This is a genomic window from Dyadobacter sp. CY345, assembly GCF_021502725.1.
In the GTDB taxonomy this organism is placed as follows: domain Bacteria; phylum Bacteroidota; class Bacteroidia; order Cytophagales; family Spirosomataceae; genus Dyadobacter.
Genome location: NZ_JAKFFS010000006.1, coordinates 330,842 through 355,731 on the forward strand (window position 1 = coordinate 330,842; position 24,890 = coordinate 355,731).

22 protein-coding genes are annotated in these 24,890 nt (G+C 41.4%); 12 read left to right on the plus strand and 10 right to left on the minus strand.

Annotated features, from left to right (window positions below; translation table 11 throughout):
• Nucleotides 1-15: 15 nt before the first annotated feature.
• Complete coding sequence (locus tag L0657_RS24565) at nt 16-507, minus strand: (2Fe-2S)-binding protein (RefSeq protein ID WP_235153424.1); 492 nt, start codon at nt 505-507, stop codon at nt 16-18.
• 305 nt (nt 508-812) lie between these two features.
• Here L0657_RS24565 and map point away from each other — a divergent pair, with 305 nt between their 5' ends.
• A complete protein-coding gene (gene map, locus L0657_RS24570; RefSeq protein ID WP_235153425.1) occupies nt 813-1,574 on the plus strand; it encodes a type I methionyl aminopeptidase in 762 nt (253 codons plus the stop codon).
• Between the two features lie 42 nt (nt 1,575-1,616).
• Here map and L0657_RS24575 read toward each other — a convergent pair whose 3' ends face one another.
• From L0657_RS24575 to L0657_RS24585, 3 genes are all read right to left on the minus strand, one after another.
• Nucleotides 1,617-2,042, minus strand: a complete 426-nt coding sequence (locus tag L0657_RS24575) for an RES family NAD+ phosphorylase (protein WP_235153426.1) — start codon at nt 2,040-2,042, stop codon at nt 1,617-1,619.
• A gap of 3 nt (nt 2,043-2,045) precedes the next feature.
• Nucleotides 2,046-2,510, minus strand: a complete 465-nt coding sequence (locus tag L0657_RS24580) for an antitoxin Xre/MbcA/ParS toxin-binding domain-containing protein (protein WP_235153427.1) — start codon at nt 2,508-2,510, stop codon at nt 2,046-2,048.
• A 67-nt stretch (nt 2,511-2,577) separates the two neighbouring features.
• On the minus strand, nt 2,578-3,489 hold the full coding sequence (locus tag L0657_RS24585; protein WP_235153428.1) for a sugar phosphate isomerase/epimerase: 912 nt from the start codon (nt 3,487-3,489) through the stop codon (nt 2,578-2,580).
• A gap of 127 nt (nt 3,490-3,616) precedes the next feature.
• Between L0657_RS24585 and L0657_RS24590 the strand changes: the two genes are divergently transcribed.
• The 4 genes from L0657_RS24590 (at nt 3,617) to L0657_RS24605 (ending at nt 8,078) form a co-directional block, all read left to right on the plus strand.
• Nucleotides 3,617-4,111: a VOC family protein gene (locus L0657_RS24590; protein ID WP_235153429.1), complete on the plus strand. Its 495-nt coding sequence runs from the start codon at nt 3,617-3,619 to the stop codon at nt 4,109-4,111.
• Nucleotides 4,112-4,135: 24 nt separating this feature from the next.
• On the plus strand, nt 4,136-4,828 hold the full coding sequence (locus L0657_RS24595; protein ID WP_235153430.1) for a molybdopterin-dependent oxidoreductase: 693 nt from the start codon (nt 4,136-4,138) through the stop codon (nt 4,826-4,828).
• Between the two features lie 78 nt (nt 4,829-4,906).
• A complete protein-coding gene (locus tag L0657_RS24600) occupies nt 4,907-5,209 on the plus strand; it encodes a Rha family transcriptional regulator (RefSeq protein WP_235153431.1) in 303 nt (100 codons plus the stop codon).
• Nucleotides 5,210-5,465: 256 nt separating this feature from the next.
• Complete coding sequence (locus L0657_RS24605; RefSeq protein WP_235153432.1) at nt 5,466-8,078, plus strand: ATP-binding protein; 2,613 nt, start codon at nt 5,466-5,468, stop codon at nt 8,076-8,078.
• A 207-nt stretch (nt 8,079-8,285) separates the two neighbouring features.
• On the opposite strand, the gene L0657_RS24610 is transcribed toward L0657_RS24605, so the two are convergent.
• From L0657_RS24610 to ruvC, 5 genes are all read right to left on the minus strand, one after another.
• Nucleotides 8,286-9,860: a DHA2 family efflux MFS transporter permease subunit gene (locus L0657_RS24610; protein ID WP_235153433.1), complete on the minus strand. Its 1,575-nt coding sequence runs from the start codon at nt 9,858-9,860 to the stop codon at nt 8,286-8,288.
• Nucleotides 9,861-9,933: 73 nt separating this feature from the next.
• Nucleotides 9,934-11,043 (minus strand): HlyD family secretion protein, encoded by a 1,110-nt coding sequence (locus tag L0657_RS24615; protein ID WP_235153434.1) that lies wholly within the window; start codon nt 11,041-11,043, stop codon nt 9,934-9,936.
• Nucleotides 11,044-11,115: 72 nt separating this feature from the next.
• Nucleotides 11,116-12,450, minus strand: a complete 1,335-nt coding sequence (locus L0657_RS24620; RefSeq protein WP_235153435.1) for a TolC family protein — start codon at nt 12,448-12,450, stop codon at nt 11,116-11,118.
• Nucleotides 12,434-13,093 carry a TetR/AcrR family transcriptional regulator gene (locus tag L0657_RS24625; RefSeq protein ID WP_235153436.1) on the minus strand — a complete coding sequence of 220 codons (660 nt, stop codon included), beginning with the start codon at nt 13,091-13,093 and terminating at the stop codon, nt 12,434-12,436. Before L0657_RS24625 ends, L0657_RS24620 begins: the two co-directional genes overlap by 17 nt.
• Nucleotides 13,094-13,452: 359 nt before the next feature.
• Nucleotides 13,453-14,040, minus strand: coding sequence for a crossover junction endodeoxyribonuclease RuvC (gene ruvC, locus L0657_RS24630; RefSeq protein WP_235153437.1), 588 nt, complete (start codon nt 14,038-14,040; stop codon nt 13,453-13,455).
• Nucleotides 14,041-14,047: 7 nt separating this feature from the next.
• Between ruvC and L0657_RS24635 the strand changes: the two genes are divergently transcribed.
• The 7 genes from L0657_RS24635 to L0657_RS24665 all read left to right on the plus strand — a co-directional run bounded on the left by L0657_RS24635 (nt 14,048) and on the right by L0657_RS24665 (nt 24,114).
• Complete coding sequence (locus L0657_RS24635) at nt 14,048-15,049, plus strand: lysylphosphatidylglycerol synthase domain-containing protein (RefSeq protein ID WP_235153438.1); 1,002 nt, start codon at nt 14,048-14,050, stop codon at nt 15,047-15,049.
• 11 nt (nt 15,050-15,060) lie between these two features.
• Nucleotides 15,061-16,212 carry a glycosyltransferase gene (locus L0657_RS24640; protein WP_235153439.1) on the plus strand — a complete coding sequence of 384 codons (1,152 nt, stop codon included), beginning with the start codon at nt 15,061-15,063 and terminating at the stop codon, nt 16,210-16,212.
• A 123-nt stretch (nt 16,213-16,335) separates the two neighbouring features.
• Nucleotides 16,336-16,563 carry a hypothetical protein gene (locus L0657_RS24645; protein ID WP_235153440.1) on the plus strand — a complete coding sequence of 76 codons (228 nt, stop codon included), beginning with the start codon at nt 16,336-16,338 and terminating at the stop codon, nt 16,561-16,563.
• A gap of 628 nt (nt 16,564-17,191) precedes the next feature.
• Nucleotides 17,192-18,097, plus strand: a complete 906-nt coding sequence (locus L0657_RS24650; protein ID WP_235153441.1) for an AraC family transcriptional regulator — start codon at nt 17,192-17,194, stop codon at nt 18,095-18,097.
• Between the two features lie 101 nt (nt 18,098-18,198).
• On the plus strand, nt 18,199-19,665 hold the full coding sequence (locus tag L0657_RS24655) for a TolC family protein (RefSeq protein WP_235153442.1): 1,467 nt from the start codon (nt 18,199-18,201) through the stop codon (nt 19,663-19,665).
• Nucleotides 19,666-19,731: 66 nt separating this feature from the next.
• Entirely contained in the window at nt 19,732-22,971 is a 3,240-nt protein-coding gene (locus L0657_RS24660) for an efflux RND transporter permease subunit (RefSeq protein ID WP_235153443.1), read from the plus strand.
• 15 nt (nt 22,972-22,986) lie between these two features.
• The gene (locus L0657_RS24665) at nt 22,987-24,114 is read left to right on the plus strand and encodes an efflux RND transporter periplasmic adaptor subunit (RefSeq protein WP_235153444.1); all 1,128 of its coding nucleotides are present in this window, start codon (nt 22,987-22,989) and stop codon (nt 24,112-24,114) included.
• A 66-nt stretch (nt 24,115-24,180) separates the two neighbouring features.
• Here L0657_RS24665 and L0657_RS24670 read toward each other — a convergent pair whose 3' ends face one another.
• Nucleotides 24,181-24,762 carry a DUF1543 domain-containing protein gene (locus L0657_RS24670; RefSeq protein ID WP_235153445.1) on the minus strand — a complete coding sequence of 194 codons (582 nt, stop codon included), beginning with the start codon at nt 24,760-24,762 and terminating at the stop codon, nt 24,181-24,183.
• Nucleotides 24,763-24,890 lie beyond the last annotated feature (128 nt).

Genomic DNA, 24,890 nt, shown 5'->3' on the forward strand with positions numbered 1-24,890 from the left:
CTTTGAGTGAAGGAATTAATTCTTGCCAATACCTTTTTCAGATACTTTGATCGTATCAGCTGCACGGTGAATAGCTTTGCGGATGCGATCATACGTACCACAACGGCAAAGATTTCCGCTCATTGCCGAGTCGATATCCTCGTCTGTGGGAGTCGGCTTTTCTTTTAGCAACGCCACAGCAGACATAATCTGCCCTGACTGGCAATAACCGCATTGCGGCACTTGTTCTTCGATCCAGGCCTGTTGAATCGCGTGAAGTTTTCCGTCACCAATTCCCTCAATTGTTGTAATCTTCGTCGTTTTCGAGACACTCGAAATGGGTGTCTGGCATGAGCGGGCAGGCTGACCATCCAGATGAACTGTGCAAGCGCCACAAAGCGCCATCCCGCATCCGAATTTGGTACCTTTCAGATCGGCAAAATCCCTCAATACCCACAAAAGTGGCATATCCGGTTCGACATCGACCCTGATTTTTTTGTTGTTTACTGTTAAGTTATAATTCGCCATGGTGATATTGTTTCTATGCAGAAGAAGTATTAAAATTATAATAAAAAATTAGAAATTAAAAACATCTATTAAATACTTATAAACCAACATACTAGACACTTTTCAGTTATTACATCCGACTCATTTTTTTAGGATTATATCTTAATGAAAACATGTAATTCCGGAACCTTCCACAGGTTACCGCTGGTTAACCAAGATAAAACCTGATCAGAATTTAGAAATTGCGGTGAACGGTATGCCCTATCTGCTGAACTTATTTCGATTTTAAAACCTGTTCTGGTTATTTCGATTAAAGCAATAAAATTATGTCAATTACATCTGCCGCTGAATTATCAGGAATGCAAAAAATAAGTGAAGCCGTCGCAATCACTTTAAAACGAATGCGTGACTTCGCGCGGCCAGGCATGACCGCAAAAGAACTTGATGATTTTGGCGGAAAAATCCTGATCGAAATGGGAGCAAAATCGGCTCCTCGTTTAACCTATGGTTTTCCAGGATGGACTTGTATCAGTGTTAATCATGAAGTGGCACATGGCATTCCGTCTGAAACAAAAATATTTAAAGAGGGCGATCTGATTAATATTGACGTCTCGGCAGAACTTGATGGCTTCTGGGCAGATAATGGCGGCTCATTCATTCTGGGCGAAGATATCAATAATCATAAGGCGCTTGTTGATGCTTCAAAGGTAATTTTACAAAAGGCAATCAGCCGGATAAAGGGAGGCGTAAAAATTTCCGAAATAGGCCGGTTTATTGAAATGGAAGCCAGAAAATCGGGTTTTAAAGTGATTAAAAATCTGGCTGGACATGGTGTTGGACGAAGCCTGCATGAAGACCCGCACGAGATCCTGAATTGTTATGTCCATGACAACAAACAGCGTTTTAGAAAAAATTCGGTTGTGGCTATTGAAACCTTTATCTCAACGGCATCCACCTATGCAGATCATGGAAAAGACGGATGGACTATGACAGGAAACAAGGGTGGGTTCGTCGCCCAGCACGAGCATACGATAATTGTAACAGATGGCAAACCCGTTATTCTTACTTCTGCGAATGAGATTTATTGAATGAAATTAGATGTTAGAGACGCCTGTCTTTTTGATATTCTTCTATTGATAGAATTTGAACAAGATCGTAATAACGCGGGAATAATGGATTAAGAACATAATTGTATTCCTGGGCATCACTGCACGTCTGACTTTAACGCCAATATATTTTCTTGTTTTGAAGAATTCATCGCCGAGCTGCTTCAAAACAAGATTTTCGGTAGCTCGCCAATCATCCGGCATTTCCCCGTCCGGCATTTCGTAAAATCTTGCAGAGTTCTCCACTTCGATCGTCATTACAAAAAGATTGGGCGGTAGTTCCGTTTCATCCACATGCACCAATAATTCAAGCATTGCCAAAGCTCGACTTTCACTTGTGTATAGGGCAAAAATACCTTCACTATTCCATCGACCTCCTTCACTTGCTGCGCCTTGCCCGCTGAGATCCCGCGCCCTTTCTTTCTTTTTTGCGATTCGATATAAAATCATGTCTTAAGAATAAACGCCATCCTCGATTCTTCCTAAGATCTGACTGACCAACTTAATACCGGTTGGAGTATTCAAAAGATCAAAAGGTTTCTGTCCTTTCAAAGCTTTGTTTTCTTTGTGAAGCCACCTGTTTAGCCTTTCCGTATCTTCAAAGACAGCCAAACCTTTTGCTACGGTATTAGCAATTTCTACGGAGAGCGAGGAAACCAAATTTCCAAAAACTTCGTCCTTCTTCTTTCTTGTGAGCGTTTTGTACGATAGGTTTAACAATATCGCCATATCTCTCATCGGAATGTTCAAAACATTGGCAAGGTTTTCAACTGATGATTTTGGGATACCGGACGTTGCCGCAACCAAATAATCCAGGCCGGATACCGGTTTTTGTCCAATCGATTTTTCACCGCCCAATATCAGCCAGGTCATTTCATTGACCGAGATATTCCCCCTAAGTTCTTTTAAATTATTCATAAGAGACATTTTACCCAAAGATAAGAATAAAATGTCCACTTTACTAAGGTGGGTTTTAACAGAAACCTTATATCCCATCCGTTACCTTCATCATTTTTGCCAACCCTGTTTTTGCAACTACAAGAGCGTCTTGTGCATAATAATCCTTATTAAACACTTCAAAAGAAAGAATAACCGGCCTTTCAGGATTTTTCAGCGAAGTAAGCAATCCTTTTAACGGCGCAACACCGTCGCCGGGGTATATCCTGTCAGCATCTGTTATGGCTTCACGCGGAGGAGTTTCGGGATAATCATTTATATGAAAAATTTCGATCAAAGGCTTTCCTACATCTTTGACACTGTCCATTCCGGACCCACCCTTATGTAAATGATAAACGTCCATCAAAACACGGGCTGACGGATGGTCTGACTCAACTGCTACGTACAATAGCTCGCCCACACGGCTCAGATTTTTTGAAAATCCCCACAATTCAAGATGCGGAACAACTTTCGTCTGCTCGCCTAATTCAAGGATTTTCCGGTACCGTTCAGCTATTCTGGGAAGCTCCAACGCCGCTCCGGTAGTTGCGCCCATTGGCGGTGCAGCTACTCTCGGACAACCAATTTCAGCCAGTTGATCCATTTCAAGTTTTAATTGTTCAAGCGCTTTTGAACGAGCGTTTTCGTCATCGACAATCCAGGTTGCAAAACCGATCACGTCTTCCACTTTCAGTCCAAGATCATCAATAATCCTTTTTGCTTCTTTTGTGGAATTGGTTTTCAAAAAATCCTGCAAAGTATTTACCCATATCTCCACAGATTTAAATCCAGCTTTTGCAGCCACTTCCAGCTCTTTTCTGAAGCCCAGCTTGTGGCCACGTAATGTGCTCATGTTCAGGGAATAGATAAAAGGTGCAGGCTTCGTCTTATTTATTTCCAAAGGAATAACTGCTGCCGAGGAGACAGCGAGAATGGAGGTAAATGATTCGCGGCGGTTCATTGATGATTTTTTATAAAATGATGTTATTTGAATAAAAGAAACAGCATTCCATTTTTTACCGATTTTATTTGAAATTGATTGTAAATTAGAGTCTCAATGAAGCATTGTTATTATAACATTAACACCCATGAATCCCACTGATTACACAGTCCCGGCAGACACACGTATCGGACATGTTCATCTAAAAGTTTCTAATCTTGAAAAAGCACTCGATTTTTATTGTGGACTATTGGGATTTGAATTGACCGCACGTTACGGGGATCAGGCTGCATTTATTTCCGCAGGCGGTTACCATCATCATATTGGGTTAAATACCTGGTATAGCAAAGGCTTTCCACCAGCTAGCCGGGACGGCGTCGGGCTTTTTCATACGGCTATTTTGTATCCATCCAGAAAAGATCTTGCCCGGATTTACAAACGCCTTATTGATTCTCATTACCCGCTTAGCGGCGCCAGCGACCATGGAGTTTCTGAGGCTATATATTTGAATGATCCAGATAACAATGGAATTGAATTATACTGGGATCGCCCAAAAGAGCTTTGGCCAGTAGCGGAGGATGGTTCTTTGGAAATGTATACGCGCGTCCTGAATCTGAACGGGCTATTAACTGAATTGAACTGATAAATCGACACAAACATATATCTCATGTCTGAAAATGATAAGCTTGACAAAATCGTGGAAGCGAGGTTAAAACTTAAAGCCCGATTTGAGGAAAAAATGTTGCAAACCCCATCCGTGTCAGACGAACAACCTATGGGAACTGGGCCCATCAACAGGCACGGTATGCCTCAGCTGCCGATTGGACAAATAAAAACTACAAAATGGCCAGTGCTGGATCTGGGTTTCAAACCTGATATTTCAACGTTAAATTGGAAATTGACGATCAACGGCGAAGTTGAATCTCCTTTGGAGTTATCCTGGCAAGATTTTATGTCCTTACCCCAAACGAAAGATGTCAGTGATTTTCACTGTGTAACCACCTGGTCCCGCATGGACGTTCCGTGGGTAGGGGTGAAACTCGCGGACCTTGCTGCCTTGGTATCTCCTAAATCGACAGCGACTCATATTCTTTGTTATGGCTATGATAAATACACAACAAATATCACTATCGAAGAAGCATTGAAAGATGATGTATTGTTAGTTCATACTGCCGATAATAAACCCCTGGAAAAAGATCATGGCGGTCCGGTGAGGATGATTACTCCACAACTTTACGCATGGAAAGGTACCAAATGGATTAACCGCATAGAATTTTTAAATAAAAATAAACTGGGTTTCTGGGAGCTGAGGGGCTATTCTAATACGGCATATCCATGGCGAAACGACCGTTACAGTTAAAATGTTCCCCATGTGGAAAAGTTGATATGTGCCTGGTATGATATTTGTTTTTATGTTTTAAACCAAACACAGATAGGCATGTATTTCATCTCTTTCCATAATGGGAAACCAACCACCTCTTCATCAGAAGTTGCTGATCAATTCGGCAAATCTCACAATGATATTTTAAGATCAATCGAAACGCTTAATTGTACCAGAGAATTTAAGACAAGTAATTTCATACCGTCTCCAAACTTATGGCCATCAGGAAAACCTGATCCAACAATATTGATTACCAGAGAAGGACTGGTGCTGTTGGTGATGAATCTTAAAAGCCCTGCTCCACTTTCGTTTAGAAACAATGTAGTAGCCAAATTCGACGGAATGGTATCCACTCTATAAATTAGGGTTAGACGTCTGATGATAGTCTTTGCAATCTCGTGCGAGCTGATTGCAAAGATCAAATTTTTCTCAAATTATTGGACATCTCTGCCGCATATATCTATTTTATTACCTTCGACGGTATTAATAAGACTTCTCCAATTTCCCTCCCTGTTTTCCAATAACTTCACATTCCGAGCGCCGAATGTAAAATTATTTTTACTTTTCAGGTAACAATACTACATTTGAAGTAAGACTCAACGGGAACATTTTCTTCATGCAGACTTCATTCAAAGACAAAGCACTCCGGTGGTCGTACATCAGTATTTTAATCGGACTGATCTTAATCTTCGCCTCTCAATACTTTGCATACAAAAATGTACAGGATTTATCGCTCCACAATCACGGTGTTAACGTAACTGTAAGGATACTGAATCAAACTGCAAATTTTGGATTATCTACCAAAGATGCGCAGTCGAACATGAATGAGTATGTCATAACTGGAAATGAGACATTGCTGGCCGATACTTATGCTACAAAAGTTAAACTTTTGGGTATGAGTGATACGTTGTTTAACCTTGTCAAAGGTGATAGAGTACAGACGGCTCGGGTGAGGAAACTGCTGGAAATTTCCGGGCAAATTGTGAAGAACGCACAGAATGTAATGAATGTTTACCGTGAGCAGGGAAATGAGAAAGCTTTTGAACTGATAAAGCAGGGAGAAGGCATAAGACTCAACAAATTGCTGACGAATACAATCGCTGCCATTGAGCATTCGGAAAAAAGTCATCTTGACCAACAGCGCGCACTGATACAAAAAACGCAAAAAAAGACAACTTTATTTATTACTGGCACAAGTATCTTCGGCTTTTTACTCACCGCCTTTGCCGTAATATCCCTGCTCTGGAATCAAAAAAAACAACGGCAGCTTGAACTGGAAATACGGCAAAAAGAACAAATCCTGGCTCAATATATTGAAGCGATTCCGGATGGTGTTATGGTCTTAAATACCAAAAAAGATATCGTTTTGTTAAATCAATCCGGCCGGGAAATGCTTGGCTTGACCGGTAAACTTGAAACCCTGGCTGAACAAGTTAGTAAATTGGTTCTCCTAGATCCATCGACCTACAACATCCGCTTCACCCCTGACACTTTACCTGTAAGCCGTGCCTTGGAAGGAGAAAAATCGGATGGGAATAAAATTGATCTGATCAAAGACAATGCGCTTTTTCATTTGGAAACAAGCGTGCGTCCGGTCCTGGGGCTGGATGGTGAAATTACAAATGCTATCTCTGTTTTCAGAGACATCACAGAGCGGGCGAATTATGAGGCAACCCTTGAAAAGGCCAGAAAACTAGCCGAAAAGTCGGTTCGTGTGAAAGATATATTTCTCTCTAATGTCAGCCATGAAATCCGGACACCATTAAATGCTATTATCGGATTTACCAGTCTTTTGGAAGAGCAGGTTTTTGAAAAGAAAAGTAAAGATTTCGTCAGTTATATCAGAATGGCCAGCAGGAATCTTCTCGAACTGATCAACGATATTTTAGACTTTTCCAAGATTGAAGCAGGACAGGTTATTCTCGACAAAACGAATACGTCAATTTCGGAGCTAATCGAGTCAGTCTCGGTTATTATCAATCAGCGCGCGAATGAAAAAGGTATTCATTATGAAAAGCATCTGTCTTCCGATCTACCTGAAGTTATTATTACCGACAAGCTCCGCATCTCCCAGATACTTTTAAATGTATGTGGAAATGCCATAAAATTTACAGAAAAAGGTTCTGTGAAAATTCAGGCGATGCCGGTTTCGCCAATTGTCGATAATCTGCAAACCATTCGTTTTACGATAACAGATAGCGGAATTGGTATTCCGGAAGATAAGGTTGATAAAATTTTTGAAAGATTTGTTCAGGCATCGGAAAGTACAACAAGGCTTTTCGGCGGTACAGGATTAGGACTTAGTATCGTTAAATCACTCGTGCAAATCCTTGGCGGAACAATTAAAGTGGAAAGCCAGTTTGGCCATGGAACAACTTTTATTCTGGATTTCCCGTTTGAGGTAGTGACGGATTATACGCCATCAGATAGTGAAGATTCATTCAACAATGAACCGGCCCATATTGGAAACATCCACGTTTTGGCTGCTGAGGACAACATTTTGAATCAAAAACTTCTTGAAGCTATTTTCGAGCGACTTTCGATTGATCTGACCATCGTCGGCAACGGTCAGGAAGCGATTGAAGCCATAGAGAAAAATAATTACGATCTGGTTTTGATGGATATTCAAATGCCGATTATGGATGGCTATACGGCCATTAAAAAGATTAGAAGCTCAATTTCTCAGACGCTGCCGATCATCACGATGACGGCCCATGCGATGGTTGGAGAAAAGGAAGAATGTCTGAGCATTGGGGCGAACAGCTATATTTCAAAACCTTTCCGGGAAATTGAACTGTTAAATACCATTTCCAGCCTGACCGGAAGACAAAATACCAACTTTAATGAAACCAATACAATTACCCATCACAATGAAGAATCTATGAGCACTAATATTGTAAATATTACCTATCTAAACGAAATTACCGGCGGCGATCCAGACCTTCAAAAAGAACTTATTTCACTTTTTGAAGATGAACTGGAAGTCCAGTCCTCGATGATTCATCAGGCTGAAAGTTCCGGAGATAATGAAAAATTGCGCCAGGTCGTTCATAAATTCCGGTCGTCACTGTTTTCCGTTGGCTTGCTTGGTACCGCAGATAAATACAAAAAAATTGAAGGTGAACTCAAAAACAACATTCGCCCGGTTGATCTGAAAGAGCAATTGAACGGCTTACAAATTGAAGCAGAATTAGGGTTAACTGAATTGAAGGCTATTGAAATCGGTTAATACCATAATAACCCTAGTGTGTAGATTTCTTGATTATTTGAACAAATCATACGATTTAGGATCAGCCTTTCACCTACCCTAATTTAATCTTTCGTAGGAAACAGGCAGACATCAATTTTCTAACCCGCTCCTAAAAAAGAAGCTTCCCTCTTAAAACAGGGAAGCTTCTTTAAACTACTACTATACCAAATTAACAAACACTTATTATTAATGAACCGATGACGGATCAATCTTGGTTTTACCGCTCCTTGTCATTAAAACAAAAGGAACGCAGAATAAAAATAAACAGCCCAGGAAAAGGAACACGTCCATATATGAAAGCACCGTCGCCTGTTTGTAAATGCTATATTCCAGCGTTTGATAACCGCTCTTCAACGCAATATCAGGGCTCATACCTTTTGCCATAAAATTTCTCTGCAATCCTTCAACGCGTTGTTGAACCACAGGATTGTTAACATCAAGACGACTTACCAGATCACTTCTGTGCTGCATGTTTTGTCTGGCTATATAAGTGGTAATTACTGCCACACCGAATGATCCTCCAAGCTGGCGCATCATCCCCGTAAACGCTGCCCCCTCCCCGATTTCTCTACCCTTCAATGTTGATAAAGCCAGTGTTGAAATTGGTACGAACAGAAAGCCCAGCCCTGCACCTCTTACAATGAGCATCCAAAAAAATGCGTCAGAACCGGTATCGGGAGTCAGGATAAAATAACCCCAGATGCTGTAAATAAAGAAAACTACCATTCCACCAGCAACCAGATACTGCTGTTTCACACCACGCTGGATAAGCTGCCCGACTATTGGCATACAGAAAGCTGTGACCAATGCAGCCGGTACCATAAGCATACCCGATTGCGTTGCCGTCCATCCGAGAGTCGCTTGTGTGTAAAGCGGAATAACGAATGTTGAACCGTAAAGTCCGAAACCTAAGACAAAGGAAAGAACAGTACCAATGAGGAGATTGCTATTCTTCAAAACCCTAAGCGCCACGATCGGGTTCTTATAACTCAGCTCACGCCAGATGAAGAAGAAAAATCCGAGCACCGCAGTGACTGTGCAAATAATGATAATTTCGTCGTTGAACCAGTCGTCTTCCTGACCTTTTTCCAACACGTATTGTAAAGAACCAACTGCAAGAGCCAGAAGGACTATACCCCACCAGTCAATTTCACTGGCTGATTTTTTCTCAGAATATTTAGGGCTGCGAATAAATTGCATTGTTAAAAGCGCTGCAATTGCTCCAAGTGGAAGATTGATGTAAAATATGTAGGGCCAGCTAAAATTATCTACGATATATCCACCCAGCGGAGGCCCTAACGTTGGACCTACAATTACGCCCAACCCATAAATCGCCTGAGCCATACCACGTTTTTCAGGCGGATAACTTTCAGTGATCAAAGTTTGTGCAGTAACCAAAAGCGCTCCACCTCCAAAACCTTGAATCAAACGGAAAAATACAAGCTCCCAGATATTATCTGAATTTCCGCAACAAAACGAGGCAACAGTAAAAATAATAATTGACGCTGCGAAGTAATTCCGGCGGCCAAATTGCTGTGAAAGCCAGCTCGTCATGGGTACGATGATTACGTTACCAATGGCATAGGCTGTAATAACCCAGCTCACTTCGGAAAGTGTTCCTCCCAAATTCCCCCGCATATCATTCAGTGCCACGTTCACGATCGTCGTATCGACAATTTCCAGAAGCGCACACATAACGGCTGTGATTGTAATGATTACCCTTCGAAAGCCGTATTCTACAAGGGATGGTTGTAATTCCATATGCTAATATTTTTATTGATGTTAAGATCTGGGCTAGTTTGCAACCGCAACTCACCACTGAATTACCTACATCTTAATCAAGCTCAACATCAACAAAGACATTCATTCCCGGACGCAGACGTTGAATAAATTCGTCTTTTACTTCTTTAAATTCAATGCGAACCGGAAGGCGCTGAACCACTTTCACGAAGTTTCCACTAGCGTTGTCAGGTGGCAAAAGTGCAAAACGAGCGCCTGTTGCAGGTGAAAACGAGGCTACTTTGGCTTCAAAGACGTGGTCAGGATAAGCATCGATATGAACCTTAACTTCTTGTCCCAGTTTCATTTTTATAAGCTGAGTTTCTTTAAAGTTGGCAACAACCCAAGGCTGGCTGTTTGCAATTATGCTAAAAAGTGACTGTCCGGCTTGCAAATACTGGCCCAATTGCGCGTTTACTTTCGATACATGACCATCAGTTGGCGCTGTGATAATGGTATACGATAAATTCAATTTCGCGTTATCAATATCAGCCTGACGTGCTTTAATTGTTGCGTTAACAACACTGGTCTGACGTGAAGTTGCAGCGGTTTGCGAAGTTGCTGCTTTTGCCTGACGTTGTGCCGCGTTTTTCTGAGAGATCAGTACCTGAAGCTGACGTTCCGCAGTTTGTTTTGTAGCCAACGCCTGCTCATATTCCTGTTGTGTAATCGAATGATCTTTGATCAGATTTTCATATCTGGCGAAATCCTGGTTTGCTCTCCAAACGCTAACTTTTGCCTGTTCAATCTGCGCTTCTGCAACTTCAACGTTCGCAATATACGTGCTGCCGCTGGCAACGGATGCATTTGTGGTGGCGTTCGCTACGACAAGATTCCCCTGAGAAGCATACAAGTTTGCTTGTGCCTGTTCCAATTTAATTAACTGGTCGCGGTTGTCAAGTACAATCAGCGTATCGCCTTTATGGACCATCTGATTATCTTTCACTTTAATTTCTGTGATATAACCTGAAATTCTTGGAATTACCGGGCTGATGTTTGCATCAATCTGCGCGTCATCTGTTTCTTCGTGATGAAGGCCGTGATTGTATTTTGTATAGCCCCAGGTTCCTCCCACAATGACAAGAACTGCAAGGATAATAACGAATGTGTAACTTTTCTTTTTAGGTGCCTCAATTTCAGCGCCGGTGTTTTGATTGGTTTCCATAGTCTTTGGAATAAAAAAATGTTAGAATGTGCGGACAAGCGATACTTTTTCGCCGCTGTTTTAAAAATTTGGTTAGTTAATTACGCCGGCAGTTTGTTCCAGCTTTTTGTAAGCTATGATCGCATCGGCTTTTGCAGCAGCATAGTTTATCCTAGACTGAACCTGCGCAACGTCTGCATCCAAAAGTTCAGTGGTAGTTACCAGGCTGTTATCGTATTTATTTTTCGTGATTCTGTAATTTTCACCAGCCTGCTCAACAGCTTTTTCATATACCTCAATCTTCTTCTTGCTTAGTACGTAATTGTAATAAGCTGTGTTAACTTCCAGGTGTATACGATCGAGTAAAATCTCTTCATTTGTTTTCATCTGGTAAAGTCTTGTTTTAGCTTCCTCAATTTTAGCTCCTGTTTTCCACAATGAAGCAAGATTATAACTTACCCCAATACCTGCGTTAAATGCGTTTGGAACCGTTACAAAACCGGGAATACTCAAAGCAACATAACCACCAGTCAGTGCTACACTTGGATAAAAATCCGCTTTGGCAACACGAATGTCAGATCCGGCGGCTTTTTGACGAATCGCAATCGCAGCCATATCCTTTCGATGTGTCAGTGCCGTTTGCTCCCAATCCATAGCATTTCCAGCTTCTTTCAAAATTTCAAAACTGCTGGAATCGGCCATAATGGAAGTGCCTTCCGGTAAACCCAAAAGCAGATTCATATTAATGGTGGTAATTTTCAAGTCGTTTTCAGCTTCCATCAAAGCCAGCTGCACGTTGGATTCCTGCAAAGTCGCTTTTAACAAATCGTTACGGGCGATGATGCCGTTTTTCTCGCGGTTTGTAAATTCGGTAACACGTTCATGTTCACGGACTAAGTTTTCAGCGACCAGATCTACTGATCTTTTTGCTTTATATAAATTCCCGTATGCCATAATTGCATTCTGAATTATTGCCTGACGATCACCCTCGGCATCAAGTCTTGAAGCTTCCTGCAAAAATCTGGCAGATTCCAGGCTGTATTTATAACGAAAACCTGAAAAAAGTGGAACAGATGCACTTGCCATTCCATACATCACCTGATTTACGTGAAGCGAACTCATTCCCGAAGAATCTCCCGTGCTTTCACCGCCGGTTTTTAAACTAACGTTAGGCGTATTTAATCTCAGATAAGATGCAGAAACAGCAAAACTTGGTAACTGATTATCTTTAATCTGGCGAATGTTAAGTCCAGCTATATCGACGTTAGACTGGCTCAATTTCAATTGTTTGCTGTTTTTCAGACTAAGCTCTACGGCTTCTTCCAGCGTGATCTGGCGTGGTGTTTGTGCGAATGAATGGGAAGATGCTGCCATCACTAAAATTGCGATTACTGCAAAAGCCATTCTTGTACTACTCAATGGTTTCATATGCTACTGTTGCTTTGAAGATACTCTTTAAATGTTTGCTCAATTTAAGTTTCAGGTCCTTTTCAAATTCTTCCTGAGTAAGATGTTCAAGATTATTTATTTTTCTAAAAAACGACTGTGTGGTTATCACCTGATTGACAGTTCCGTAGAGAGTTGCAGAAAGTAATAAGACATCAATATCCTCTCTAAAATGACCATTATTTTGTCCCTCTTTTATAATTGTATCAAGCCCCTTCCAGTTTTTCAATTTCAAATCGAAAATCAGATCTGATATCACCTGCGTCCGATCTTCTCCCGAAAGCTGCTCGCGCAGCATAATATTGTGAAATGACTGATTGCCCATTAATCTGTCGATTGCGCTATCAATCAGGATAAAAACTTTCTGGATCGGAGTTAAATCGTCGTTGGCTATGATCGTTTCCAGCCGCGTTGTTGATTCTACACTTCTTACCTCAAAAAGCGCTTCAATCAATTTTTCTTTTGAACCGAAATAATATGAGATCATCGAAACGTTAATATCTGCCTCATGAGCAATATCACGTATCGATGTCCCGGAAAAGCCTTTTCCTGCAAAAAGCCGCTCCGCCACATTGATGATCTGTAATTGTTTTGCGTTGTATTCCATTTTGTTGACTATCAGCATCTTTTTACGTTCTATTCCATTCCTGGCTGATTGATGATACAAATGTAACAGAAGGAAAATAACAAATCAAACGTTTGTTTGAATAAACTAAACAAACGTTTGATTTATTCAAGCAGTCATAAGAATAGTACCATTAAAATTATTTTAATGTGATTTTAGACGAAAAATCGTTGGTGTTATAACATTCCAATGACTTCTTGCCGCTCAGGAAATTGCGATTGGACCAACATTACCAAACTCCAATCAGAAAACTTCTGGAAAGGTGAAATTTGAAAATAGGCAAAAACGAAAAGAGCCGGAAATAATCCAGGCTCTTTTCAATCTTTTTGTAATATGGTTTTGATGAATTGGCTAATTAATCATTTAACACGATTCGGATTTTCCGTTACAAAAGCTCCCCAACCTCCCTTCTTCGATTTTTTAGTACCTGAAGATGATGCAATAGCCGCAGGAGAATTTGCATGATAATGATGACAAATCGCGATAGCAATGCCATCTGTGGCATCCATAAATTCTTTACTAAGCTCCATTTTCAGTATTTTTTCGAGCATATAGGCAACTTGTTCCTTGGAAGCCGCACCGCTTCCTGTCACGGATTGTTTTACTTTTTTGGGAGAATACTCAACGATCGGGATATCACGCGCCAGCGCAGCGGCCATAGCAACCCCCTGCGCCCGACCCAGTTTCAGCATTGATTGCGGGTTTTTTCCATAGAAAGGATCTTCAATCGCCATCTCGTCTGGCAGGTAATCATCGATCAGCTGTGAGATCCGCTCAAAGATTTTCTTCAACTTCAATTCATGCGTAGTATATTTGCTGAGATGAATCACACCGTACTGAACCAAAGTAATGTGCTGTCCTTTGACCGATATCACGCCGTAACCCATCACCTGTGTGCCGGGGTCAACTCCTATAATCACCTTTTCGGTAGCGTCAGCTTGCTGCATTTTAATCATGGTGCAAGATAGTCAACTGAAAGCTTCAAATGAAAAAACAGCCTGGCGAAAGCTTTTCTGGGCCGCAAAAATTATTGTTACCCTTCTGATTTTAAGTTACATATATAAAACGTTTCAAAACGAACAAAAGGGAATTGGCGATATTGGATCCGTTTACAATGAAATTTTACACGGAAATCATTTCACCACCTTATTAATTATGCTGGTATTGGTCCCAGTTAATTGGGCGCTGGAAAGTTTTAAATGGCAAAGACTTGCCAGAAAAGCTGTTTCTGTAACGTTCTGGGAAGCTTTCAGAGGAACTTTGACCGGGCTGGCAATCGGTGTGGCGGCGCCTGCCCAGCTTGGCGATACAATCGGAAGGGTTGCTGCGCTGAAATCTGATGACCGCCTGAAAGCCATCGGCGCGGCCATCGTTTCCAACGGAATCCAGTTTTATGTTTCGCTCATTTTTGGCGGCTGGGGCCTTGCCTGGGTCGGGGATAAACTAGGACTTGATTCAGCAGGTAAAAATGGCTTATATGTTTTGCTTTTTTTACTGATGTTGATTGGCTTTTTGGTTGTAGCATATCGAAAACGCCTGAATAATTGGGAACCTCAAAAAATATATTTAAAAAAAGCACTCTCCTACTTCCGGATAATCGGTTCGTATACTGGCACCGACCTGCTCGTTGCAACGACTTTTGGAACACTCCGCTACCTGGTTTTTTTGACGCAATTCCTTCTTGCCTTATCTTTATTCAGTTTTGCAATGTCGCTTATGGATTTGGCTGCCTGCGTTGCCCTCATTTTTCTTGCAAAAACACTTATCCCTGCCATAAACGTTTTAGGAGATCTGGGGCTAAGGGAATTTACTGCACTCTTTGTTTTCAAACAATACAATTTACCTGCCGAACAAGTCATTGCCGCAACTTTTCTGGTATGGATCATAAACGTACTCGGCCCCATCCTGATCGGAATTTTCCTGATATGGAAATACAAATGGAAGAGCCTAAAATAGGAATTTAAAATATGATAGAACAGTACATTACACCCTGGCTGATACCCGTATTATGGACATTATTGACAAGTTATGCGTTGTTTACCATCATTTTATATATTCTTTGGAAACGCATTCCTTCACAGTTTGTGAATCACAATAATCAGGCAGATTTCATCTCCGTCATCATTCCTGTGCGAAACGAAGAATCTAATATCATTGACTTATTACAAGATATCAGTGCCCAGACTTTCCCGGTTTCACGTTTTGAAGTGCTGATTATAAACGATGGATCAACAGATAATACTGCTGAACTTGTCGATAACTTTATAAATAAATCGAATTGCGCAATACAATTGATCGCATTGCCGGACACTCCAACCACTTCCCCAAAAAAACGTGCAATCGAAACTGCGATGGCACTTGCAAAAGGAAATATAATTGTAACCACAGATGGTGATTGCCGCGCGAAACCAGGCTGGCTAGAAGCAATTGCCAATTGCCACGCTGCCACTGGTGCAAAACTGATCAGCGGTCCGGTTACTTTTAACCACGAAACTTCTCTAACGGATCATTTACAAACTGTGGAATTTTCCAGTCTGATTGGAAGCGGCGCAAGTGCCATCCAGGCCGGTTTCCCTTCACTTTGCAACGGCGCAAACCTCGCCTATGAGAAAGATGCATTCTTCGAAGTTGGTGGTTACGACGGAGTAAGGCATATTGCTTCGGGTGACGATGAATTTCTAATGCATAAAATTTCAGCAAGATTTCCAGGTCGAGTTATTTTTCTGAAAAGTCAGGAGGCTGTCATCTCAACCCAGGCGCATAGGGACTGGTCATTGTTTTTTAAACAAAGAAAACGCTGGGCAAGTAAATGGAAACATTACCAAAGCAGAACACCTCTGGTTTTAGCATTATATGTATTTTCCTGCAACCTCGCAATTATCGTTGCAAGTACTTTATGGCTATGTGGAAATCTGCCACATAGTAGTTTTCTAATATTGGTTTTAATAAAGTGTGCCCCTGAATGGTTATTTCTCGGTACAATTCTACACTTTTTGAAAAAAAATGTTTCAATATTCTTCATTCCGCTAACTCAAATTTTTTATCCTTTCTATGTATGTTTTTTTGGTTTAATTGCACAAAAACCAGAATATGAATGGAAAGGCCGTAAATTGGTCTGAATGAGCATGTCACATGCTTGTTTTTAATCGAATTTGGCATGGTTTTCGTAGATATAGTTATGGGCAGAAACAAATTGGAAAGGTAACAGCCGGTTTCTCCGTTCTTAACTATATTGAAATATCATGAAGAGTCTTTTATCGATCTCATTACGTTGTTTGGACGCGCTGCTGTGGTCCCTGGGTTTATCAACAGTAGTTTTAGTGCTAATGTTAGGATTTTACTTCTGCTGGACAATGCCGGCGACTAAAAATGAGCAGGTTGAGCTGGCGAATAAGTCATCTGAAATGAAGATTGAGACAAAATCTGTAATGGTGACTCTTGATAACAATGCAGTTTACGCTGAGCGCTAACAGCCACTGGCGATTTACCGAGTGATTGACCTACACAGCTAAATTATACGGTAAAACAGTTCAGTTTTCTGTTAATGGTACCCCTTCATTTCCAAATCATTAAATTCTACAATATCAGTAGAACTTTATCTGTATTAACTTGACATTCATTCGGCGATTCTGTAAGTTTAGTTATCTAAACAACTCAACCTTAACGCCTGAATGTTATGAGAGAGACCCCATTAATTCCACATTCGCTACCTGACCAACTAAACTCCGGTTTGGCAATGAAGGGAGATAAGACTTATGTCTGGAAGCCACAGAATGATATTCGTATTTCCGAGCTCGCACGATGCATTAAATTTGTCACCCATCCCATCTGCCACGACCGGTCCTTGATTGATTCGGATTGTCTGAGGCATTTCACAATTATTGAACCTTAGGTTAAAATTACCTATACCCGTCAAAATACCTCAAACAAAAAATATTCGGACGTAAATCTGTCCCTAGGGCTATGTTGCTTTATCTCATTGTAAAGATATTGTACCACAGCCCTATTCTTTTCCAGAAAAAATTAATTTCAAATTAAATCCTCATAGCTGATCTGAGGATCGTTGCCTCTGTTATTTGAATTTCATAGCTTTATAGCATGATAGTTAGCGAATCAATCGAGGATTTTTACAAAACGCACCCCGGAGCAAAACTTGCTTCCGGGGATTCCCTTGCCGGCACTTTTCAGCAAGGGCATTTTAATATCTTTTCCCGGAAATTTTGTAACCGTTACAACGCTTACAGCCGGCGAGATTATTACAAGATTTCTCTGATCATCGGTAAGGGAAAATTGCTTTATGGCGACACGAAAATTGATATCAACCAAAATGCGCTGGTCTTTTTCAACCGCAATGTCCCCTATTCCTGGGAAACTTCTTCGGAGAAACAATCCGGCTATTTTTGCCTGTTCAACGACGACTTTCTGAACGGAATGAATCGCACAAAAAATTTCATGGATTCGCCAATTTCAAAAAATGATACTATCCCTGTTTACTTTATAAATGAACAACAGGAAAAATATCTCCTTGACATCTATCAGAAAATGGCGGCTGAGATGGAATCCAACTACGTTTTTAAATATGATCTGGTTAAAAATTACGTAAACCTCATTATTCACGAGGCAGTGAAGATGCAATCCTCGCAGACCACTGATAATCATGTAAACGGTTCAAGCCGCATTGCTTCCTGTTTCTCCGAACTTATGGAAAGACAATTTCCGATCGACTCGCCGGAGCATAAGTTACAGCTGCGTACGGCAAAGGATTATGCGCAAAGACTTTCAATCCACATCAATCATCTCAACCGGGCGTTGAAAGAAGTAACCGGAAAGACTACAACAGAACACATCACAGAGAGATTAATTCAGGAATCAAAGATTTTATTAAAAAAATCTAATTGGAGTATAGCTGAAATTGCATACTGCCTGGGATTCGAGTACCCAGAATATTTTAATAACCTGTTCAAAAAGCAAACCGGAATAACACCAAATTCATTTCGGAAATAAATGTTTGAATTTTATAGGTTATTATTTGAAATACATAAGAATATGTACATGGCGCCTCATTATTTTTGTAACCTAAGAATACAGTTCATAAAAAGATGAAAATGAAATTTATTTTCTCAGAAGATCCTCCTAAGACATTACTAATCTTTCGGCGTTTCAGCTATTTTCAATATTTATTAAAGAAAGAACTAAAATATTTACTTTTCGCTGCCTTATTCCTTATATCGGCAAAAACCAGTGCTCAGGTTTTGACAATCTCAGATGCCATTGAAACTGCTAAATCTAACTATGGCACGATCAAGGCGAAGTGGAACTACGCCAATGCATCAAGAGCAACCGTTCAGCAGAGCATTAAGGACTATCTGCCAAATCTTAATCTTTCTCTTCAGCAGGATTATGGTACAGTAAATGGGCAGAACGGTCCGTTATTTGGATTGGGCGGTCTGGGTGTTGCTTCTTCTGGACTTCCATTGGCAAATCAAAACTGGAATGCTGCCTTTGGGGCGTTATATTTAACTAACGTAAACTGGGATTTTTTTGCTTTCGGCCGCGCCCGTGAAAAAATAAACGTTGCAAAATCTACCGTGATCCGTGATGAAAGCGATTTTGAGCAGGAAGTTTTTCAACATGAAATTCGCGTCGCCGGTGCTTATCTGAATTTATTAGCCGCACAACGACTGACCCGTTCCTGGCAAAATAATCTTGCACGGGCAACTGCCCTGAAACAGGTTGTGGTTACCAGAGCAAAAAATGGGCTGATCGCTGGGGTAGACTCATCACTCGCTAATGCAGAAGTTTCCAGTGCAAAAATTGCAATTACCAGAGCAAAAGATTTTGAGCAGGAGCAGGCTAACCGGCTGGCGGTGCTTATGGGCATTGAGCAACAAGATTTTACGTTGGATACTGTCTTTATAGCAAGAATCCCGGTGTCATTCGCAGATTCTATTAACGCGCCATCAGAAAATCATCCGCTTTTGAAATATTATTCTAACCGGATTGCGGTTAGCAACCAACAGGCTAAATACTTCCACACGCTCAGTATGCCCGTTTTCTCTGCATTCGGAGTTTTTCAAACCAGAGGTTCAGGATTCAGTTCCAATTATGCACAGGATCAGGCCGCATATACAAGCAGCTTTGCGGAAGGTATCAAGCCTGTCCGGTCGAATTACCTTTTAGGTGTTGGGGTTGTCTGGAATATGACCAACGTGTTACGGATCCGCCATCAGGTTTTGTCTCAGAAATTTGTGTCCAATGCCCTTCAGAATGAATATGATCTGGTAGACCAACAAATCAAAAATCAGCTTATTTTGTCGAACAATAAAATACAAAATGCCCTTGCCAACTTTCGCGAAGCACCAATTCAGATTAAATCAGCAACTGACGCATATATCCAGAAAAGCACACTTTACAAAAATGGCCTAAGTAATATCGTTGATCTGACGCAGGCGTTGTACATATTAAACCGCGCAGAAACCGACCGCGATATTGCTTACAGCAACGTCTGGCAAGGACTTTTACTCAAAGCGGCAGCAACCGGAGATTTTAATTTATTCACCAGCAGTTTTTAGCATTCTTTTTGAAAAGAGAATTTGGCCCTCGCTTTAAAATCTTTTCATGATCCCTTTCCCAACCCTATGGAATTAATAAGAAGTGCACTTCGCAAACCCATTTCAATTTTAGTACTCGTTGCCGGGCTATTCTTTTTCGGTATCAATGCGGTGCGGACGATTAAAGTTGATATTTTCCCGAAAATGGATTTGCCGGTTATTTATATTTCCCACCCTTTCGGTGGATTTACACCTAACCAAATGGAGGCTTATTTCGGAAAGCCCTATGTCAATATTTTTCTTTTCGTGAATGGTCTGAAAAGTGTTGAAACGAAAAATATCCAGGGCCTCACGCTGATGAAACTAAGTTTTTATGAAGGCACAAATATGGCGCAGGCCGCTGCCGAGCTCAGTTCCTTTTGTAACCGGATGCAGGCTTCGTTTCCTGCCGGCTCTCAGCCACCTTTCATCATACGTTTCGATGCCTCAACGCTTCCCGTCGGACAACTTGTTTTCAGCAGTCCCACGCGATCCAATAACGAGCTTCTGGACCTTGCGCACGTATATGTCCGGTCTTCTTTTACATCAATTCCCGGCCTGGTTTCTCCACCGCCATTCGGAGGGAACCTTCGTACAATTTTGATCAAAGCGGATCCAGAATTATTACGTTCACATAACCTGACGCCGGATCAACTAGTGGAAGCGATACGGCTGAACAACCAGGCAACTCCGGCCGGAAACGTAAGGATCGGCGATAAAAATTACCTTACACCAGCCAATACGTCCATAAAAAATGTTCAGGATTTTGGCGACATTCCTTTATTTAAAGGTACTGTTCAAAACTTATATCTGCGTGATGTGGCTACGATTGAAGATGGTGCTGACCTTACTGCCGGTTATGCGCTCGTCAACGGAAAAAGATCTGTTTATCTTCCGATCACAAAATCAGCAGATGCTTCGACATGGGAAGTTGTGCAAAGTTTAAAAAAAGCGCTTCCCAGATTTCAGAGCCTGCTTCCGGAAGATGTAAAAATTTCTTACGAATTCGATCAATCGGCTTATGTAATAAATGCCGTTGAAAGTTTAATTACGGAAGGTGCGATTGGCGCGGTTTTGACAGGAATTATGGTGCTTATCTTTCTAGGTGACCCAAGAGGGGCATTGATTGTAATTCTTACTATTCCTACTTCTATTATTTCCGGGGTGTTGTTTCTTAAATTATTTGGACAAACCATCAACATCATGACGTTGAGCGGTCTTTCCCTGGCAATTGGTATTTTGGTTGACGAATCGACGGTAACCATCGAAAACATTCACCAGCATCTTGATCTCGGAAAACCCAAGGCGCTTGCCATTTGGGACGCCTGTAAAGAAATCGCTTTCCCAAAACTTTTGATTCTGTTTTGTATCCTGGCCGTATTTGCACCAGCGTTTACCATGACTGGTATTCCGGGAGCACTTTTTCTTCCTTTGGCGCTGGCCATCGGTTTTTCTATGCTTGTTTCCTACTTGTTATCCCAAACGTTTGTTCCAATCATGGCCAACTGGCTCATGAAAGAACATAAACCTAAACACAAAAAATCTGCTGACTCTTCCATTGCGGCTACGGAAAGTGATACCTGGGAGGACAAAAAAGAATTGGCCGAAAGGACAGACATCAACAATGATGGAAAAGTAACCGGTTTTGAAAAATTCCGGCGGGGCTTTATGCGGATGACTGATAAACTTTTGCCAAAACGAAAACCGGTTGTAATCGGATATGTCGTTATTATTTCGGCGTGTGCAGGATTTTTACTGGTCAATATCGGTAGAGACGTACTTCCAAAAGTGAACGGGCGACAATTCCAACTTCACATTCGTGTCGCTGATGGGACCCGGATAGAACGTACCGAGGAAAAACTTATTCAAACCATCGGAGTGCTTGAAAAATTAATCGGCAAAGAAAATATATCAATTACTTCAGCATTCGTCGGGATGCACCCTGCCCAGTTTTCCGTTAACCCGATTTATTTGTTTACAAGCGGGCCACATGACGCCATTTTGCAGGTAAGTTTAACCCATGATTATCATGTCAACCTTGATGATTTGAAAGAAGATCTGCGGAATAAAATGAAGGAAAATTTACCGGATGTAAAAGTTTCGTTTGAACCGATTGAACTGACCGACAAGATCCTGAGCCAGGGTTCTCCCACGCCCGTTGAAGTCAGGATTATGGGTAAAAATAAAAAACAGAATGAGGAGTATGCTAACAAACTGGCGGCCAAACTAAGCCAGGTAAGTTTTTTGAGGGACATCCAAATTGCTCAGCCGCTTCATTATCCATCGGTGAATATTGATATCGACAGAACCCGCGCCGCACAGCTTGGCGTTGATATGTCTGATGTTTCCAGGTCTTTAACCGCATCCACGTCTTCATCGCGTTATACAGAAAAAAATGTATGGCTCGATGAAAAAATCGGACTTAGTTATGCGGTACAGGTTCAGGTACCTGAAAATAAAATGAACAGTGTCAGCAGTATCGGGGAAATACCAATTCTCAAAAACTCTTCCAGACCCGTCCTGAGTGACGTCGCCACAATCAAAATGGACACGACTTATGGTGAAAACGATAATTTGGGCGCTATGCCGATCATTTCGGTTACAGCCAATCTACATAAAACAGATTTAGGGACGGCAACCACAGAGGTTCAGGCTGCCATTGCTTCCCTCGGTGAATTACCCCGTGGATTGACAATTGAACCGATCGGATTAAGTAACGTACTGATTGAAACACTCGACAGTCTCCAATCCGGACTTGGCGTGGCAATCGTTGTAATATTTTTAATGCTTGCCGCCAATTTTCAGTCATTTAAAGTTTCTCTTGTTGTATTAACGACAGTGCCAGCCGTATTGTTAGGCGCACTAGCCATGTTGACAATCACCGGATCTACATTAAATTTGCAGTCATACATGGGAATTATCATGTCCGTTGGAGTATCGATTGCCAATGCGGTACTTCTCGTTACAAATGCTGAGGAATTACGAAAGCATAATGGGAATGCATTGATGTCGGCAAAAGAGGCGACGTCGCTTCGACTAAGACCGATTTTAATGACCAGTGTTGCGATGATCGTTGGGATGATTCCAATGGCTGCTGGTTTTGGTGAAGGTGGGGACCAGGCTTCTCCTTTGGCCCGCGCGGTAATCGGAGGACTGATCGCGTCTACATTTTCAGCATTGATTATCCTCCCGCTGGTTTTTGCCTGGGTTCAGGAAAAAACATCGACTGCTTCGGTTTCATTGGATCCGGAGGATAAGGAAAGCAAACATTATATACCGGCTCATTAATTCAAAAATATTACAATGCAACCTATCAATAAATATTCGAAATTGAACAGTCTGGTTTTGGCTGCCCTTATGGCGACGGCAATCGGATGCAATTCGAATGCTGAAAAAAAAGAGCAGAAGGAAGAGGCAACTGCTGAAAAAAAAGTCTCGGTTACAGAAACTTTTCCATTGAAAAAAGAGGACCTCTCCACCGCTTTTCATACGCCAGGAGAATTGATTTCATACCAACAGGTTGACCTTTATGCCCGGGAGACCAGTTTTGTAAAAAAACTCTATGCCGATGTTGGAACGGAAGTGAAGGCCGGACAACTCCTGGTATCAATGGAGGCCCCGGAACTCAATTCGCGTTTAGCAGGAGCTGAATCGCGGGCAAAAGCGCAGGAGGCTGCATATATTGCGAGCAAAGCAAATTATAATCGTTTGCTGGAAACGAGTAAAACTCCGGGAACAATCTCGCAAAATGACCTTGACCAGGCTTTGGCACGGATGGATGCAGATTATGCGCAGCTTCAATCTGCAAAAGCGAGCCAGAAAGAAGTGGGCGCTTCTAAAAATTATCTTGAAATCCGTGCACCTTTTGCAGGTATTATCACGGCCAGAAATGTCAATCTCGGCGCTTATGTAGGTCCTTCCGGAAAAGGTTCTGAATTTCCGCTTTTCACGTTGCAGGATCAGAAAAAAATGCGTCTTGTTGTTTCAATCCCGGAAGCTTATGTGGGGTACGTCAACAATCAGACGGAAATCAAATTTTCTGTAAAAGCATATCCAAATGAGCAGTTCACCGCAAAAGTGAAACGTATGGCTGGCGCGCTTGATACCAGACTTCGTTCAGAACGAATTGAAATGGACGTAATCAACAATGACAAAAAATTACTTCCCGGCATGATTGCCGAGGTATCAATTCCTCTCTCTTCTCAGGCTGCCTCTTTTGTTGTTCCAAAAACTGCGCTGGTAACTTCGATGGAAAGAGTTTTTGTTGTCAAAGTAATTGATAATAAGGCGGTTTGGATTGATGTACAAAAAGGAAGAGAAGCAGACGGGAATGTCGAAATATTCAGCGACAGCCTGAAAGTGGATGACAAGCTCGTAAAATCCGCCAGTGAAGAAGTCAGAAATGGGTCTTCGTTGAATACGAAGGTTTAATAAAATGTGAAAGAAAATAGAATCCTTGAATAATCTGCCTCGGCGATATTCAAGGATTTTCATTTTTCAAAATTCATCCTTTACTTTTTTTAAAGGGAAATATCCGAGAAACAGCTCATCTTCTTCCATCTCTTTTTTAACTATCCTTATCGAATATCTCTCTTTAAAAACCATCGGCAAGATATCGCTTACCTGAAAAATATCATCCACATCGATCCCATATTTATCATCGATATGGGAAGGCGCACCTTTAAAGCCTGTATGTTTGTAAAATGCGGTTTGTTTTGCCAGTCGGATGGCCTCACTTTGCGTTTTCGCTACGGTCAGCATTTTATAATGAAATTCATCAAACTCCCCTGCCTTATATCCACCCAGGTTTATAAAAAATAACTTATCTACCCCAACTTCCATTGCCTCACTCCTTTCAGTGATTTCTATTGCATAACCATCCACAGAATTTACTTCGCGGAAGGCGTCAACATGAATTTTCTTTTTTGCCTCCGGCCAGCTTGCATTGATTTCCGGCACCAACTCCTTTAAAGAATTCCCTATACCAAAAAATATATCGTGCTGCTCAGTGAACCTGCCGGGAGGACGGCAACCTAAAAGTACCATGAATAACTTTTTTAAATCCCCAGTCTCTGGCATGTTTTTATACGATGGTTTAATAATATCGAAAAGTTATATAATAGTGACATAACACAATTATCCTTGTCATGAATTAATGTTTAGTTAGTTTTGTAGTCACCTGGAAACATTCAACCAGCTATCTAAAT